14 protein-coding genes and 1 tRNA gene are annotated in these 14,373 nt (G+C 66.8%); 9 read left to right on the top strand and 6 right to left on the bottom strand.

Annotated features, from left to right (window positions below; translation table 11 throughout):
* Positions 1-72: 72 nt before the first annotated feature.
* Positions 73-159 (bottom strand) — tRNA-Leu (locus M3M28_RS12585).
* A 118-nt stretch (positions 160-277) separates the two neighbouring features.
* Between M3M28_RS12585 and M3M28_RS12580 the strand changes: the two genes are divergently transcribed.
* The 7 genes from M3M28_RS12580 (at position 278) to pknB (ending at position 9,523) form a co-directional block, all read left to right on the top strand.
* A complete protein-coding gene (locus M3M28_RS12580; protein ID WP_249386790.1) occupies positions 278-991 on the top strand; it encodes an FhaA domain-containing protein in 714 nt (237 codons plus the stop codon).
* On the top strand, positions 988-1,527 hold the full coding sequence (locus tag M3M28_RS12575) for an FHA domain-containing protein FhaB/FipA (protein WP_249386789.1): 540 nt from the start codon (positions 988-990) through the stop codon (positions 1,525-1,527). The genes M3M28_RS12580 and M3M28_RS12575 overlap by 4 nt, the downstream gene beginning before the upstream one ends.
* Positions 1,527-2,873: a PP2C family protein-serine/threonine phosphatase gene (locus tag M3M28_RS12570; protein ID WP_249386788.1), complete on the top strand. Its 1,347-nt coding sequence runs from the start codon at positions 1,527-1,529 to the stop codon at positions 2,871-2,873. The genes M3M28_RS12575 and M3M28_RS12570 overlap by 1 nt, the downstream gene beginning before the upstream one ends.
* A 2-nt stretch (positions 2,874-2,875) precedes the next feature.
* Positions 2,876-4,288 (top strand): FtsW/RodA/SpoVE family cell cycle protein, encoded by a 1,413-nt coding sequence (locus M3M28_RS12565; RefSeq protein ID WP_249386787.1) that lies wholly within the window; start codon positions 2,876-2,878, stop codon positions 4,286-4,288.
* Complete coding sequence (locus M3M28_RS12560) at positions 4,285-5,745, top strand: peptidoglycan D,D-transpeptidase FtsI family protein (protein ID WP_249386786.1); 1,461 nt, start codon at positions 4,285-4,287, stop codon at positions 5,743-5,745. The genes M3M28_RS12565 and M3M28_RS12560 overlap by 4 nt, the downstream gene beginning before the upstream one ends.
* Positions 5,742-7,565 (top strand): serine/threonine protein kinase, encoded by a 1,824-nt coding sequence (locus tag M3M28_RS12555; protein WP_249386785.1) that lies wholly within the window; start codon positions 5,742-5,744, stop codon positions 7,563-7,565. Before M3M28_RS12560 ends, M3M28_RS12555 begins: the two co-directional genes overlap by 4 nt.
* A 122-nt stretch (positions 7,566-7,687) precedes the next feature.
* On the top strand, positions 7,688-9,523 hold the full coding sequence (gene pknB / locus M3M28_RS12550) for a Stk1 family PASTA domain-containing Ser/Thr kinase (RefSeq protein WP_249386784.1): 1,836 nt from the start codon (positions 7,688-7,690) through the stop codon (positions 9,521-9,523).
* Positions 9,524-9,530: 7 nt separating this feature from the next.
* Here pknB and M3M28_RS12545 read toward each other — a convergent pair whose 3' ends face one another.
* Both M3M28_RS12545 and M3M28_RS12540 read right to left on the bottom strand, forming a co-directional pair.
* A complete protein-coding gene (locus tag M3M28_RS12545; protein WP_249386783.1) occupies positions 9,531-9,710 on the bottom strand; it encodes a hypothetical protein in 180 nt (59 codons plus the stop codon).
* A gap of 9 nt (positions 9,711-9,719) precedes the next feature.
* Positions 9,720-10,520: a class E sortase gene (locus M3M28_RS12540; protein WP_249386782.1), complete on the bottom strand. Its 801-nt coding sequence runs from the start codon at positions 10,518-10,520 to the stop codon at positions 9,720-9,722.
* A gap of 31 nt (positions 10,521-10,551) precedes the next feature.
* Here M3M28_RS12540 and M3M28_RS12535 point away from each other — a divergent pair, with 31 nt between their 5' ends.
* Positions 10,552-11,175, top strand: a complete 624-nt coding sequence (locus M3M28_RS12535) for a cell division protein CrgA (protein WP_249386781.1) — start codon at positions 10,552-10,554, stop codon at positions 11,173-11,175.
* A 182-nt stretch (positions 11,176-11,357) separates the two neighbouring features.
* Here M3M28_RS12535 and M3M28_RS12530 read toward each other — a convergent pair whose 3' ends face one another.
* Both M3M28_RS12530 and M3M28_RS12525 read right to left on the bottom strand, forming a co-directional pair.
* The gene (locus M3M28_RS12530; RefSeq protein WP_249386780.1) at positions 11,358-12,320 is read right to left on the bottom strand and encodes a rhomboid family intramembrane serine protease; all 963 of its coding nucleotides are present in this window, start codon (positions 12,318-12,320) and stop codon (positions 11,358-11,360) included.
* A 30-nt stretch (positions 12,321-12,350) separates the two neighbouring features.
* Positions 12,351-12,890 carry a peptidylprolyl isomerase gene (locus M3M28_RS12525; protein ID WP_249386779.1) on the bottom strand — a complete coding sequence of 180 codons (540 nt, stop codon included), beginning with the start codon at positions 12,888-12,890 and terminating at the stop codon, positions 12,351-12,353.
* Between the two features lie 139 nt (positions 12,891-13,029).
* Here M3M28_RS12525 and M3M28_RS12520 point away from each other — a divergent pair, with 139 nt between their 5' ends.
* Entirely contained in the window at positions 13,030-13,653 is a 624-nt protein-coding gene (locus M3M28_RS12520) for a hypothetical protein (RefSeq protein ID WP_249386778.1), read from the top strand.
* Between the two features lie 60 nt (positions 13,654-13,713).
* Here M3M28_RS12520 and M3M28_RS12515 read toward each other — a convergent pair whose 3' ends face one another.
* Positions 13,714-14,238: an NUDIX hydrolase gene (locus tag M3M28_RS12515; RefSeq protein WP_349305334.1), complete on the bottom strand. Its 525-nt coding sequence runs from the start codon at positions 14,236-14,238 to the stop codon at positions 13,714-13,716.
* Positions 14,239-14,373: the final 135 nt, after the last annotated feature.

Below are 14,373 nucleotides of genomic sequence, written 5' to 3'. Positions count from 1 at the left end.
CGGGGCGCGCATCCGGGAGGAAAACCAGAAAGTCGCAAGTCACCGAATCAACGATGCCTTGCGACTTTTATCTGGTGCGCGAGGGGGGACTTGAACCCCCACGCCCTCACGAGCACACGGACCTGAACCGTGCGCGTCTACCAATTCCGCCACTCGCGCGCAAGGAACGACCCTACCATAATCCGGGCGCAATCGTCACGAGTAGGCGAGGACGGCACACGCAACTCATACTCGGCCACTACTATGCCAACGGTAGACCTCGTACGTAGGAGACAGTGTGGGAATTCTTGACAAATTTGAACGGGGGCTGGAGCGCGCCTTCAACGGCGCGTTTGCCAAGACGTTCAAATCTGGCCTGCAGCCTGTCGAAATCGTCGCCGCGCTCAAGCGCGAATGCGACACGCGCGCCTCGATCGTGTCGCGCGAACGCATCCTCGTGCCCAACCGCTTTCACGTCATCGTTTCCCCCGCCGACTACGACCGGCTCGCCGGCCTCGGTGACTCGCTCACCAGCACTCTCGTGCAGGAAATTGAGCAGCACGCGAGTCGGCAGCACTATCAGTTCGCCGGTGGCCTCTCGGTGAAGCTGCTTCAAGACGATTCGCTCAGCGAGGGCCAGCTCAACATCGAGTCGCGCAGCGTCGAAGGCCGTGTCGACTGGACTCCGGTGCTCGACGTCAACGGCCGCCGCTACACGCTGCACCAGGGCAGCAACGTGATCGGCCGCGGCAGCGACGCCGACATCACCATCGACGACGGCGGGGCATCGCGCCGCCACGCCGAAGTGGTGTGGGATGGCCAGCGCGCCGGCGTGCGCGACCTCGGCTCGACGAACGGCACCAAGCTCAATGCCCGGCGCGTCTCGCAAGCGGCACTCGAGACCGGCTCGCTCATTGAGATTGGCCGCACCCAGCTCTATTTCCAGGTGGTGCCGCAAGCCTCACCGAGCGATGACACGGGCTATCTGCAACGACCAGGAGGCATGCAATGAGCGGCGAACTGACCCTGCTGGTGCTGCGCCTGGTGTTCCTGGCGATCATGTGGATCTTCATCTTCTCGATCATCTACGCCCTGCGCAGCGACCTGTTCGGCTCGCGTTCACGCGACTATCAGCGCGCGATGGAGCAGTCGCGACAGCAGGGCACTGCCCCGCAGCCGCAGCCCGTTCCCGCCGCGGCGCCCACGCCAGCAGCGGCCCAGGCTCCGCGCCCTCAGCAGGCGCAACCGCAGGGCCCGGCCACCTTCGAGAAGGTCGTGCTCACCTCGGGCCCGCGCCGCGGCACCGAGATCAAGCTCAGCGACCAACCGCTGCTCATCGGCCGTTCGCCCGACGCCGACCTGCGCATCCAGGACGACTACACGTCGACCCGCCACGCCCGCCTGCTCAAGTGGAACGACACCTGGATGGTGCAGGACCTCGATTCGACCAACGGCACGTACGTCAACGACGAGCGTGTTTCGCAGCCCGTGGAAATTCGCCGGGGCACCGTTGTGCGAATCGGCACGACCACCTTTGAGCTTCGCTAATGCCGCAGATCGTACGCGCCGGCGCGGTGTCGCACGTGGGTCGAGTCCGGTCGAACAACCAGGACTCTGGCCTCGTCGGCAAGCACATTCACGCCGTTGCCGACGGGATGGGCGGCCACGCGGGCGGTGACGTCGCGTCCTCCATCGCGGTCAAGTTCCTCGCCGAGCACGACGTGCAATTCACCTCGGTCTCGGAGGCACAGGAGGGCCTGACGGCACTCCTCCACGAGGCGAACGAGCTCATCGTCGACGCGGCACGCACCCACGCCGAACTCAAGGGGATGGGCACGACCGCCGACGTCATCACGCGCATCGGCGACGAAATGGTCATCGGCCACATCGGCGACTCGCGCGTCTACCGCTACCACTCGGGCGAGCTCAAACAGGTGACGGTCGACCACACCTTCGTGCAGCGCCTCGTCGACGCCGGCCGCATCACGCCCGAAGAGGCGCTCGTGCACCCGCGCCGCTCGGTGCTCATGCGTGTGCTCGGCGACGTCGAAACGGCGCCCGACGTCGACACCTACGTCGTGCCCGCCGTCGACGGCGACCGCTGGTTGCTCTGTTCTGACGGCCTCTCGAGCTACGTCGACGAAGCCCAGATCGCCGAGGTGCTCGCGCGCAAGGTCGAGTCATCGCGCGAGGTTGGCGACGACCTCGTGCAGCTCGCGCTCGACAACGGCGCCCCCGACAACGTCACCGTGGTCGTGCTCGAGATCGGCGAGAAGCCGCTCGAGAGCATCAAGCCCAAGGTTGTCGGCGCCGCCGTCAACCCGATGCGCTATGCCTCGAACGCCCCGAAGCGCGTCAAGCGCCTGCTGCCCGACGTGCTGCAGTCACGCCGCAAGCTCGCGGCCCGGCCCGAGAACGAAGAGTTCGCGGCCCCGACCGACGAGATGTTCAACCGCATCCTCGCCGAGGAGAAGCGCTTCCGCCTCATGCGGCGCATCACCTGGTCGGCCGCCGTCGTACTGCTCATCGCCGTCATGGTCGGCGCGAGCGCGCTCGTCTACAGCTGGACGCAAACGCGCTACTACGTCGGCGAATACAACGGCAACGTCGCGATCTACCAGGGGGTCAACGCGAACATCGGCTCGTTCGAACTCTCTGAGGTCATCGACGAAACCGACCTCTCGGTCGACGACCTGAACCCCTACCAGCGTTCGCAGGTTACAGGCACGATCGCCTTCGCCACCCTCGCCGAGGCACAGGACCTCGTCGAACGGCTCATCAACGGCACGGCCCCCACCCAGCCCGAAGAGGAGGCGACGCCGGTACCGACGAGCACGCCGACGCCGACCGCGACCTCCTCGGCCACCGCATCCGCCACGTCGGGAGGTGAGTGACCATGACGGCACCCGCCCAGATCACCGGCCGCCGCGAGCGGCGCCAGGGCCTGCGCAACATGGAGCTCGGGTTCCTCGTCGTCGCCTACATCATCGTGCTCGGCGCGCTGCTGCAGGTGCAGCTCGGCGTCAACAACACGTTCGACTGGCACGTCGTCACGCTCTTCGGCGCGCTGCTCGTGCTGACGCTCGGCGTGCACATCGTGCTGCGCTTCCGCGCCCCCCGCGCCGACCCGTTCCTGCTGCCGCTCGCCACGACGATCAATGGCCTCGGCATCACGATGATCTACCGGCTCGACCTCGCCGACAACCCCGAGCAGCCGGGCACCCAAGCGATCTCGCAGATCGTCTACACGGGCCTCGCCATCGCGATCGCCATCGCCGTGCTCATCGCGCTACGCAATCACCGCGTGCTGCAGCGCTACACCTACCTCTTCGGCGCGGTGTCGCTGATCCTACTCGTGCTGCCGCTCATCCCGGGCCTCGCCGCAACCGGCGCGAACGCGCGCGTGTGGATCTCGGTCGGCCCCTTCAACTTCCAGCCCGGTGAGATCGCAAAGATCACCCTCGCGATCTTCTTCGCCGGCTACCTCGTGACGGCCCGCGACTCACTCTCGATGGTGAGCCGCAAGTTCCTCGGCCTGCGCCTGCCGCGGATGCGCGACCTCGGCCCGATCCTCATCGTCTGGGCCTTCTGCATGGGCGTGCTCGTGTTCCAGCGCGACCTCGGCACCTCGCTGCTCTACTTCGGCCTATTCCTCGTGATGATCTTCGTCTCGACCGGGCGCATCTCGTGGGTCATCATCGGTCTGCTCCTGTTCCTCGGCGGCGGCACCGTCGCGGCCATGAACATGAGCTACGTCGGCAACCGCATCTACGCGTGGCTGCACCCGTTCGACCCGGGCCTCTACGAGGCGAGCGGCGGCAGCTACCAGCTCGTGCAGGGCCTGTTCGGCCTCGGCAACGGCGGGCTCATCGGCACCGGCCTCGGCCAGGGCCGCCCCGACCTGACGCCGCTCGCCGAGAGCGACTTCATCATCTCGGCGCTCGGTGAAGAGCTCGGCCTCGCGGGCCTCTTCGCGATTCTCGCGATGTACCTGATCATCGTCGCCCGCGGCCTGCGCATCGGTCACCTCGGCGGCGACGACTTCGGTCGCCTGCTCGCGACGGGCCTCTCGTTCGTCATCGGGTTGCAGGTGTTTATCGTTATTGGTGGTGTGACGCGTGTGATTCCGCTCACGGGCCTCACCGCGCCCTTCCTCGCGGCGGGTGGTTCGAGTCTCCTGGCCAACTGGATCATCATTGCGATCCTGCTGCGTCTGAGCGACACGATTCGCAGCAGCCAGGCGGGCGCGACCGCCACCGAGATGTACGCCAGCAATCCGACACCGAACCGAGAGGGGGCATCCGCATGAGTAAGAACATCCGCGCCATCGGCATCATCCTGCTCGCGATGTTCCTCGCGCTCTTCGGCTCGTCGACGTACATCCAGGTTTTCCAGGCCCCGCAACTCGCCGCCGACGGCCGCAACACGCGCGTGCTGCTCGCGAGCTACGAAACGCAGCGCGGGCCGATCCTCATCGACGGCACGCCGATCGTGCAGTCCGAGGCCGACGGCACGCAGTACAAGTACCAGCGGGTCTACGAGAACGGCGCCCTCTACGCGCCGATCACCGGCTACTACTCGGCCAACCAGGGCGCGACCGGCCTCGAGTCGGCGATGAACGCCGAGCTCTCGGGCCGCTCCGACTCGCAGTTCTTCACGAGCCTTCAGGCCATGTTCACCGGCAGCTCGCCCGCCGGCGCGGCGGTCGAGGTCACGATCGACCCGGATGCGCAGCAGGCGGCCTGGGATGCGCTCGGCGACATGCAGGGCGCGGTCATCGCGATCGACCCCGAAACCGGCGCTATCCTGGCGATGGTCTCGAAGCCGACATACGACCCGAACTCGCTCGCGATGCACGACGACCAAGAGGTCATCGACGCATACAACGCGCTGCTCAACGACCCCTCGAACCCGCTCTTCAACCGCGCGATCGCCGGCAATCTCAACCCGCCGGGCTCGGTCTTCAAGATCGTCGTCGCGGCGGCAGCCCTCGAGGCGGGCATCGTCGAACCCGACACGGAGCTCGACAACCCCACCGAGTGGGAGCTGCCCGGTTCGAGCTCGGTCATCTACAACCCCTCGCACGGCGCCAAGTGCGGCAGCGGCGAGAAGACCAACCTGAAGACGGCCCTCGAACTGTCGTGCAACATCCCGTTCGCGCAGCTCGCGGTGAAGCTCGGCGACGAGAAGATTCGCGAGATGGCAGAGGCGTTCGGCTTCAACGACAGCTTCGAGATTCCGATGGAATCGACGCCGTCGCAGTACCCAACCGACGAGCTCGACGACGCGCAGACCGCACTCACCGGCTTCGGCCAGTTCGACGTGCGCGCGACGCCGCTGCAGATGGCCATGGTCTCGGCTGCCATCTCCAACGGCGGCGAGCTCATGAACCCGACGGTCGTCGACAGCGTGCTCACACCGAACCTCGACGAGATTCAGGGCCCGCAGGTGAGCAGCTACGGCACGCCGATCTCGCAGGAGACGGCCGACAAGCTCACCGACATGATGCAGGGTAGCGTCAGCGAGGGCGCCGCGACGAACGCGGCGATCGCCGGCATCGACGTGGCGGGTAAGACGGGTACGGCGCAGAACGGTGAGGGCGAGGCCTACTCGCTCTGGTTCACCGGCTTCGCCGAATCGAATGGGCAGCAGGTAGCGGTCGCGGTCGTTCTCGAAGACGGCGGCGGCATGGGACAAAGCGGGACCGGAAACGGACTGGCGGCATCAATTGGAGCAGCAGTGATTAAGGCGGTGCTTGGGGTATGAGGCCTGCACACGGAGTCACCTTCGGTAATCGGTACCAACTCGGTAACCGCATTGCCATCGGCGGTATGGGCGAGGTGTGGGAAGCCACCGACCTCGTCATCGGTCGCCAAGTCGCCATCAAGATCCTCAAGGACGAGTACATGGGCGACCCCGGCTTCCTCGAGCGCTTCCGCGCCGAGGCGCGGCACGCTGCGCTCGTGAACCACGAGGGCATCGCGAACGTCTATGACTACGGCGAGGAGAACGGCTCGGCCTACCTCGTCATGGAGCTCGTGCCCGGCGAGGCGCTGTCGACGATCCTCGAGCGGGAGCGCGTGCTGCCGCCCGACCAGGTGATGGACATCGTCTCGCAGACCGCGGCGGCCCTCGGCGCGGCCCACCGCGCGGGCCTCGTGCACCGCGACATCAAGCCCGGCAACCTGCTCATCACGCCCGACCACCGCGTGAAGATCACCGACTTCGGCATCGCACGCATCGCCGACCAGGTGCCGCTCACCGCGACCGGCCAGGTCATGGGCACGGTGCAGTACCTCTCGCCCGAGCAGGCCTCGGGTCACGCGGCGACCCCGTCGACCGACATCTACTCGCTCGGCATCGTCGCGTACGAGTCGCTCGCCGGCCGCCGCCCGTTCACGGGCGAGTCGCAGGTCGCGATCGCGATGTCGCACATCAACGACGCGCCGCCGCCCCTGCCGGTGACCGTGCCCGAGCCGGTGCGCAACCTCGTCATCTCGGCGATTTCGAAGGACCCGAAGGATCGCCCGGAGTCGGCGGCCGCGTTCTCGCGTGCCTCGGCGGCGCTCCGCGACGGCGACGTGCAGCGGGCGGCGCAGGCCGTGCCCGCGGTGCTCGGCGTCGGTACCGCGACCGCCCCGCTCGACCAGACCCAGCTGCTCGGCAACGACCAGCAGTCGACGACCGTGCTCGGCGCCCCTCAGCAGGCGACGCAGCAGTACAGCCCTTTTGACGAACTCATGGGCCAGAACGGCCAGGGCGCCGAGGTCGCGCCGACCGACGCCGAGGAAGAAGAGACCGAGGAAGAGAAGGAGAAGAAGCCGGGCAACTGGCGCTGGATCCTCATCGCCGCCCTCGTGCTGCTCGCCCTCGCGCTCGGCCTGCTCGGCTTTGCGCTGCTGCAGAACAACGGCAACGAGCCCGAGCCGACGACCACGGCCACGCAGACCGAAACGCCCGAGCCAACCCCGACCGAGACCGAGGCCGAAACGGTCTCGATCTCGTCGAGCCAGTTCGTGGGCATGAGCTACGACGAGGCGGCCGCCGAGCTGACCGGCCTCGGCCTCAACCCGGTGAAGGTCGACGGCCAGTCGGCCCAGAGCCAGAGCGACGTCGACACCGTCATCAGCGTCAACCCGACCGGCAACCTCACCGTCGGCGACGAGGTGCAGGTCACGGTCTACACCGACGTCGCGGCGGTCGACAGCGGCCCCTCGAACGGCCCGACCCTCACGCAGGACGGCACCGACCTCGTCGTCGAGTGGAGCTCGTTCGACGGTCAGTGCCCTCCCGGTCAGTCCGTTTCGGGCTACACGGTCACGCTCACCTGGACGGGCGGAAGCGCCGGCACCACGCCGTACACCCAGGGTGCGTCGTCGACGTCAATGACCACGACCATCCCGAGCGGTGCGACGTCGGTCACGGCCTCGTACCAACCCGAGTGCTCGTCATCTGACGTACCGACCTCGCCCGAGACGTCGCTCGACCTCGACCAGCAAGGTGATTCGCAGCAACAGCTGCCGAGTACCTCCGCTACGCCGCAACCAAACGAGAACGCCAACGACAGCAATACCGACGGCGAATAAGGGCCTGCCCGCGCTGCGAGCCCCGGCGGATGCGCGCGGTCGATACACTGGGCAGTCTGTAGTGATCGGCGGCAGCCGTTCCACCGGAAAGCCGGTGCCACCAACACTGAGGAGTTCAGCAAGTGATCCAGGGAGAACGCACTCTCGCTGGCCGCTACCAGATCGGACGGCGCATTGGCCGCGGCGGAATGGCCGAGGTCTACGCAGCGACTGATGAACGCCTCGGTCGGCACGTCGCGGTCAAACTCCTCCACACGAATCTCGCGGGCGAATCCTCGTTCCGCACGCGCTTCCGCCAGGAGGCGCAGGCCGCCGCGCGCATGACGCACCCGACCATCGTGCGCGTATTTGACGCGGGCGAGGACACCTTCGTGCGCACCGACGGCTTCGAGATCGTCGTGCCGTACATCGTCATGGAGTACATCGACGGCAAGCAGCTCGGCGACATCATGGCCGAGGAGCCGCTCAGCGACGAAAAGGTCGAGAAGTACATGTCGGGGCTGCTCACCTCGCTCGAGTACTCCCACCGCGCCGGCGTCGTGCACCGCGACATCAAGCCCGCGAACGTCATGGTCACGACGGCCGACGAGGTCAAGGTCACCGACTTCGGTATCGCCCGCGCCATCTCCGACACCGCCGGCACGATTGCGCAGACGACCGCGATCCTCGGCACCGCATCCTACTTTTCGCCCGAGCAGGCCCGCGGCGAGACCGTCGACGGTCGCAGCGACCTCTACTCGGCCGGCATCGTGCTCTACGAGATGCTCACGGGCCGCGTGCCCTTTCAGGGCGACTCGGCCGTGGCCGTCGCCTACCAACACGTCACCGAGCCGCCGCGTCGCGCGAGCGAGCTGAGCTCGCGTGTCACCCCGGCGCTGGATGCGGTGGTCACCAAGGCGCTCGCGAAGCGCGCCGACGACCGCTACCAGACCGCCGCCGAGTTCCGCACCGACCTGCAGAACGCGTTCAAGGGCATCGCTCCCTCGTACACGCGCTCGGTCGCCGAGGAGTCGGCCGCCACGCAGCTGTTTGGCGCGGGCCCGACCGCGATCGACGCGACCGAGTCGGCCCTCAACTCGATGAACGAGGACGACGATCGCGCCCCGCAGGTGCAGCGCCGCCCTCCGGCCATGTGGATCTGGGGCGCCGTCACCCTCGTGGCGGCCGTGCTCATCGGCGTGCTGCTGTGGGTGCTGCTGCTGCAGCCGATGACGCTGCCCGAAACCAGCGCCTCCGTGCCGAATGTCGTCGGCATGACCGAGGAGGAGGCTACCGCCTCGATCGAGGACGTGGGCCTCACCGCCCGGGTTGAGCATGCCGCGAGCGATGACGTGCCCGCGGGCGAGGTCATCTCGCAGTCGCCGCCCGAGGGCTCGAGCGTCGCGCTCGACACCACGGTGACCATCACGATCTCGTCCGGCCCCGATGCGATCGGCGTGCCCTCGCTCGAGGGTATGTCCGAGTCCGAGGCGAAGACGGCCCTCGAGGACGTCGGGCTCACGCTCGGCACCATCATCAACGAGGACTCCCCCGACGTACCCGCCGATCAGGTCATCCGCAGCGAGCCGAGCGCGAACACCGAGGTCGAGCCCGGCTCGAAGGTGAACGTCTACGTCTCGAGCGGCAACGTGACCCTGCCCGACGTACGCGGGCAGTCGCTCGCCGACGCCGAGAGCCAACTCACCGATCTCGGCCTGACGCCCGTGCGCCAGGAGCTCCCCACCTGCGAGGCGCAGGACGGCAGCCCGGTCGTGAACATGTCGGTCGCCCCCGGCCCGGTCGCACAAGGCAGCGAGGTCGGCCTCAGCTACTGCACCGGCAGCGCCCCCGAGCCCGACCCCGAGCCGAGTGAGGACACCGGCGACTCCGGTGACTCGGGCGACACTGGTGACTCGGGCGACTCGAACAACGGTGGCAATAACGGCAACGGCGATAACGGCGGCATCGGCAACCGCTAGACCCCGGCTAGTTCCGAGTTAGTGCCTCGAGACCGACCGTGACGTCCTGTGGCGTCAGGAAGGTCTGGTCGATCCACGGGAAAAGCCACAGCACGCACGCCGCGAGCACCGCGGCGATGACCACGAGCATGAACAGCAGTTTCACCGGCCACGGGCCGGGAAATGCTCGCCAGAGCGCTCCGTACAATTCCGTCTCCTATTCGCGGCCGGTGTCTTGGCCGTCGTTCTGGTTTCGCTCGTTCACGACGTCGGCGATCTCGTCGGGCGCACCATCGGCGCGCGGCGTGAACTCGACGAACACTGAGTACGAGACGACGCGCTCCGCGACCGAATAGATCGGGTTGCAGGTCATCATGAGCAGGATGCGGTCGTCGCCCTGCTCGTCGGGGTAGCGCGGCACGTCCGAGAGGATCGAGACCTCGTACGGGTCGACATACTCGCCCGAGCGGTACTCGTACTCGTACCATCCGTCGACCGTCTCGACGTAGGCATGGTCGCCCACCTGCAGGTTCGGGATGTTCTGCATCGGCGCGCCGTACGCGAGCCGGTGGCCAGCGACGGCGAAGTTGCCAATCGCGCCCGGCGCATCCGAGTCCATGTAGTAGCCGACATAGTGGTCGAGCACGCCGTACTGCGTGATGTCGGTCGCGATCGTGCGCGAGTAGTCGGCGCCGAAGGCGGGCACGTAGAGCACCGCGAACGGTTCGGCCGAGTCGGTCGGCGTCGTGCGCACCGGAATGCCGTTGTCATCGTCGGGTGCCGGCGCGTCGGTGTAGTTCTTCTCGAACTCCTGGCTCAGCTCGCTGCCCGCGGAGTTCTGCTCGTTGCCCTGAATGACGTCGTTGAGCCAGTACTTCCAGCCCATGAACGCAAGGGTGCCGAGGCCGGCCGTAAGCAGCAGCTCGCCGAGCACGCCCGTCACGGTGATGCGCTGCGCGCGCTTTCGCCGCTGCTCCTTCCGTGAACGTCTCGTGGCGTCAGGAGCGGGCGAAGTCATGCGCGCAATTGTAGACGGCTAGAATGCCATCATGCCCAACGAGACTCCCAAGGCCGGTCACGACGACGAGCTGACCGACGACATCATCGAGGTTCAAGACGAAGACCTCGAGGACGAGGTCGACGACGACCTCGAAGATGCCGCCGACGACAGCGATGACGCGGAAGAGCTCGAAGACGACGAGGCTGACGACGACGAGGCGGATGACGACGACGAGGCGACCTCAGCCGCGGGTGCGACCAAGCGCAAGAAGGCGGCGAAGAAGCCGCTGACGAAGGACGAGCTGCGCGCCGAAGAGAAGCGCAAGAAGCGCGCCGAACGCGAGCGCATCGAGCGTTCGAAGCAGATCGCCGCCGAGGCCCGCGGCAAGCGTTACGAGCCGAAGGGCTCGGGCAAGAAGAAGGCGACCGACGGCAAGCCCCTCACGAAGGAGCAGGCGCGCGCCGCCGCCGCGGCCGAGAGCCGTGCCGCCGAGGGCAACCCCGTCTGGTTCAAGCCGATCATGTTCGGGTTCCTGCTGCTCGGCTTCATCTGGATCCTGGTCTATTACATGTCGTCCGGCCGGGCCCCCGTCGGCGCCCTCGGCGACTGGAACATCCTCATCGGCTTCGGCATCGCGCTCGTTGGGTTCTTGATGATGTCAAACTGGAAATAGCGGCCTGGGCGCATCCACACCTGGGCACAACTGCAGAAACCGCCGGTCAATCTTCGGGTTGACCGGCGGTTTTTCTCTGCGCAGAGTTATCCACAGCTTATACACTGGTGTGGAGAACTACACGAATGTAATTACAAGACTGTAGTTATCCCCAAGGTGTGGATTGATCTGGGGATAAGTCGCTAGAGCAGGGTGCCGACGAGCGGCGGAATGCCAAGGCAGAGCACGCCAACGACGAGCTGCAACCACAGCCCGAGCGTCGGCCACTTGCGCCGGCCGTTCTTGATCTTGCCGGGCTTCTTGCGGCCGCGGTCGATGTCGAGCAGCGTGAGCGAGCCGCAGATGAGGCCGACCACGAGCCCGCCGACGTGTGCCTGCCACGAGATTCCCGGGTTGATGAACGAGACCGCGACGTTGATGCCGATGAGCACAAGCATCGACGTAACGTCCTGCCCCGTCTTGCGCAGCACGAGGAACCAAGCCGCGAACAGGCCGAACACGGCACCGGATGCGCCAATCACCCAGCTGCTCGGGGCCAGCAGCGCGACGGCGAGCGAGCCGCCGAGCGCCGAGACCACGTAGAGCGTCGCAAACCGCAGCGAGCCGATGAGCGGCTCGAGTGCGCGGCCGAAGATCCACAGCGTCAGCGTGTTCATCGCGAGGTGGAGGAACGAGCCGTGCAGGAATGCCGCGGTGAGCATCCGCCAGGGCTCAAACGCGAGCTGGCCGTTCGGATAGTAGTGCCGCGCGTCGGTGAACTGCGGCGAGTACGAGCCGTACGTGTCGATGAGGTCGGTGCCGAGTTGGCGCGTGAGCCACTGCAGCACGCCGACCACGACGATGAGCCCCATCAGGGTGTACGTGACGGGGCTGCCGCTGCCGATCAGGCGGCTGCGGAGCTGACCGATGCGACCCCCGGCCGCGCGCACCCGCTGCTTCGAGTGCATCCGCTGCTGCTCGCGCACGCGACCCTGCTGCTCGGCAAGACATTCGGGACAAATGACGCCGACCGGCGCCTGAGTCTGGCACTCCGGGCAAATCGTGCGGCCACAGCGCTGGCAGAGCACGAAGCTCTGCCGGTTCGGGTGGCGGAAGCAGAAGTTGTCGGAGCGGGCCTCGGGGGCGCCGGCCGGCGAAGAGGTCATGAAGTACCTGGGGAGGGAGGTGGCGCGGGCCTAGAGGCTCTCGACGTCGACCGAGGTGATGACGACGTCCTCAAGCGGCTTGTCGCGACCGTCGGTCTGCACGGCCTCAATCGCGTCGACAACCTGCTTCGAGGCGTCGTCGGCGACCTCACCGAAAATGGTGTGCTTGCCCTGCAGCCAGGTGGTGGGCACCGTGGTGATGAAGAACTGCGAGCCGTTCGTGCCGCGGCCCGCGATCTTGCCGGCGTTCGCCATGGCGAGGATGTACGGCTTGGTGAAGTCGAGCTCGGGGTGGATCTCGTCGTCGAAGTTGAAGCCGGGGCCGCCGCTGCCGGTGCCGGTGCGGTCGCCACCCTGCAGCATGAACTGCTTGATGATGCGGTGGAAGACAACGCCGTCGTAGAAGGGCTCTTCCTTGGTTTCGCCGGTGACCGGGTCGGTCCACTCGAGCTCGCCGGTGGCGAGCGAGGTGATGATCTTGACCGTGTTCGGCGCGTGGTTGCCGAAGAGGTTCAGCTTGATGTCGCCGAGGGTGGTGTGCAGCGTCATGACTGCGGTTGCGTTCGTCATGCGTTCATCTTTTCATAGCGGTCTTTGACCTGGGTGTATGGTCCGGCCGACTCAGGAAACAGCGACCAACGCATGACAAGATACGTACGAACGCACAGGATGCGTGCGAACGCGTAATCGTGAACGCCGGAGGATAAACATGGCACTTTCTCGAAAGAACAAGCGCAAGGTCAACCGACTGCGTAAGGACGCCGACCGCCTCTGGTCGGAGCAGCAGGCAGTTTTTGCCAAGGTGCGCGACCTAGCAGGCCGTGCGGGTGGCGAAGCCCGCGTCTACGCCGACAAGGAGATCGCTCCCGTCATTCGCAAGAAGGTCGACCAGGACCTCCGCCCGGCATTCGACCGCGGTGTGAAGCAGGGCCGCCAGGCGCTTTCGGGTGCGAGCGAGCAGTTCCAGAACCGCGTGCTCCCCGCCGTCGCCCAGGTGGGCGGCAACGTGACGGGCGCCGTGCGCGAGTTCGTCGACAACAACCAGACCCTGCAGACCGTGCAGGCGAAGGCGCAGGACTTCGGCAAGAACGCCGCCGCCAACGTTGAGAAGGTGCAGGCGCGCGTGGCCAAGGAGCAGAAGAAGCTCGAGAAGCAGGCGAAGAAGGATGCGAAGTCGGGCCCCGGTGTCGGCGGCTGGTTCCTCATCGGCGCCGGCGTCGCGGCGGTTGCCGCGGTGGGCTACGCCCTCTGGCAGACCTTCCGCGCTGACGACGACCTCTGGATCGCCGACGAGGAGCTCGACGCTCCCGTGAAGACGGTCTCGAACGACTAGTCGCGCTGAATAGCGAAGCGGCCGCCCACTGCGAAGTGGGCGGCCGCTTGCTGTTGAGGCCTACTCTTCGGGCTGCTCCGCCTTGGCGTCGTCGACCTCGATCGGCGTCGCGGCCTTGCGCTTCGGACCGCCGAGGCCCTCGAGGTGCCCGTTGCGGGGTCGCTCGTGGTAGAGCCGCATCGCGACGCGCACGAGCGACACCGTCTGCAGCGACTTCACCTCGCGCAGGTCGAACCAGCGCGCCTCGTCCGTCGTGCCGTTCTCTTCCGCGCGCAGCTCGCCGCCGATAACCGTCGAGAGGTACACGATGCGCACGTTCTGCAGCGGCGTCTCGGTCGGGCGGCCCTTGCGGCGCTTGTTGCGGCCGTTGACGATGATCGAGTCCACGCCGAGCAGCTGGTCGATCGAGGCGTGATAGCCCGTCTCTTCCCAGATCTCACGCACCGCGGCGTCGTGCGGGTCTTCGCCCGCCTCGATGCCGCCACCGGGCAGCGTCCAGCCCGAACGGCCGCGCGAGTTCCAGTGCGCGAGCAGGATCTGCCCGTCACGCACGATGACGCCGTATGCGCCGACTCGGAATCGCACCTGGACTCCCTTCGACGCGAACATAGTTCCCACAGCTCTCTGCGGGACAACTTGCAAGTTTACGTGGCGCGCAGCATCCACGACCTGAGGGACTCTACAGGGTGCGAGACTCGATCTCGCGCGCGAAGCTAGACT

This window comes from Gulosibacter sediminis (assembly GCF_023370115.1).
Classification (GTDB): domain Bacteria; phylum Actinomycetota; class Actinomycetes; order Actinomycetales; family Microbacteriaceae; genus Gulosibacter; species Gulosibacter sediminis_A.
Note: the sequence above shows the minus strand (reverse complement) of the source record. Positions and strands in the feature narration are given on the sequence as shown.

Excerpts from the sequence above, each read along its gene's own strand:
- M3M28_RS12570 (WP_249386788.1), top strand. The coding sequence starts at position 1,527 with ATGCCGCAGATCGTACGCGCCGGCGCGGTGTCGCACGTGGGTCGAGTC.
- M3M28_RS12575 (WP_249386789.1), top strand. The coding sequence starts at position 988 with ATGAGCGGCGAACTGACCCTGCTGGTGCTGCGCCTGGTGTTCCTGGCG.
- M3M28_RS12530 (WP_249386780.1), bottom strand. The coding sequence starts at position 12,320 with ATGACCTCTTCGCCGGCCGGCGCCCCCGAGGCCCGCTCCGACAACTTC.
- M3M28_RS12560 (WP_249386786.1), top strand. The coding sequence starts at position 4,285 with ATGAGTAAGAACATCCGCGCCATCGGCATCATCCTGCTCGCGATGTTC.
- M3M28_RS12540 (WP_249386782.1), bottom strand. The coding sequence starts at position 10,520 with ATGACTTCGCCCGCTCCTGACGCCACGAGACGTTCACGGAAGGAGCAG.
- M3M28_RS12565 (WP_249386787.1), top strand. The coding sequence starts at position 2,876 with ATGACGGCACCCGCCCAGATCACCGGCCGCCGCGAGCGGCGCCAGGGC.
- M3M28_RS12535 (WP_249386781.1), top strand. The coding sequence starts at position 10,552 with ATGCCCAACGAGACTCCCAAGGCCGGTCACGACGACGAGCTGACCGAC.
- M3M28_RS12520 (WP_249386778.1), top strand. The coding sequence starts at position 13,030 with ATGGCACTTTCTCGAAAGAACAAGCGCAAGGTCAACCGACTGCGTAAG.
- M3M28_RS12525 (WP_249386779.1), bottom strand. The coding sequence starts at position 12,890 with ATGACGAACGCAACCGCAGTCATGACGCTGCACACCACCCTCGGCGAC.
- M3M28_RS12555 (WP_249386785.1), top strand. The coding sequence starts at position 5,742 with ATGAGGCCTGCACACGGAGTCACCTTCGGTAATCGGTACCAACTCGGT.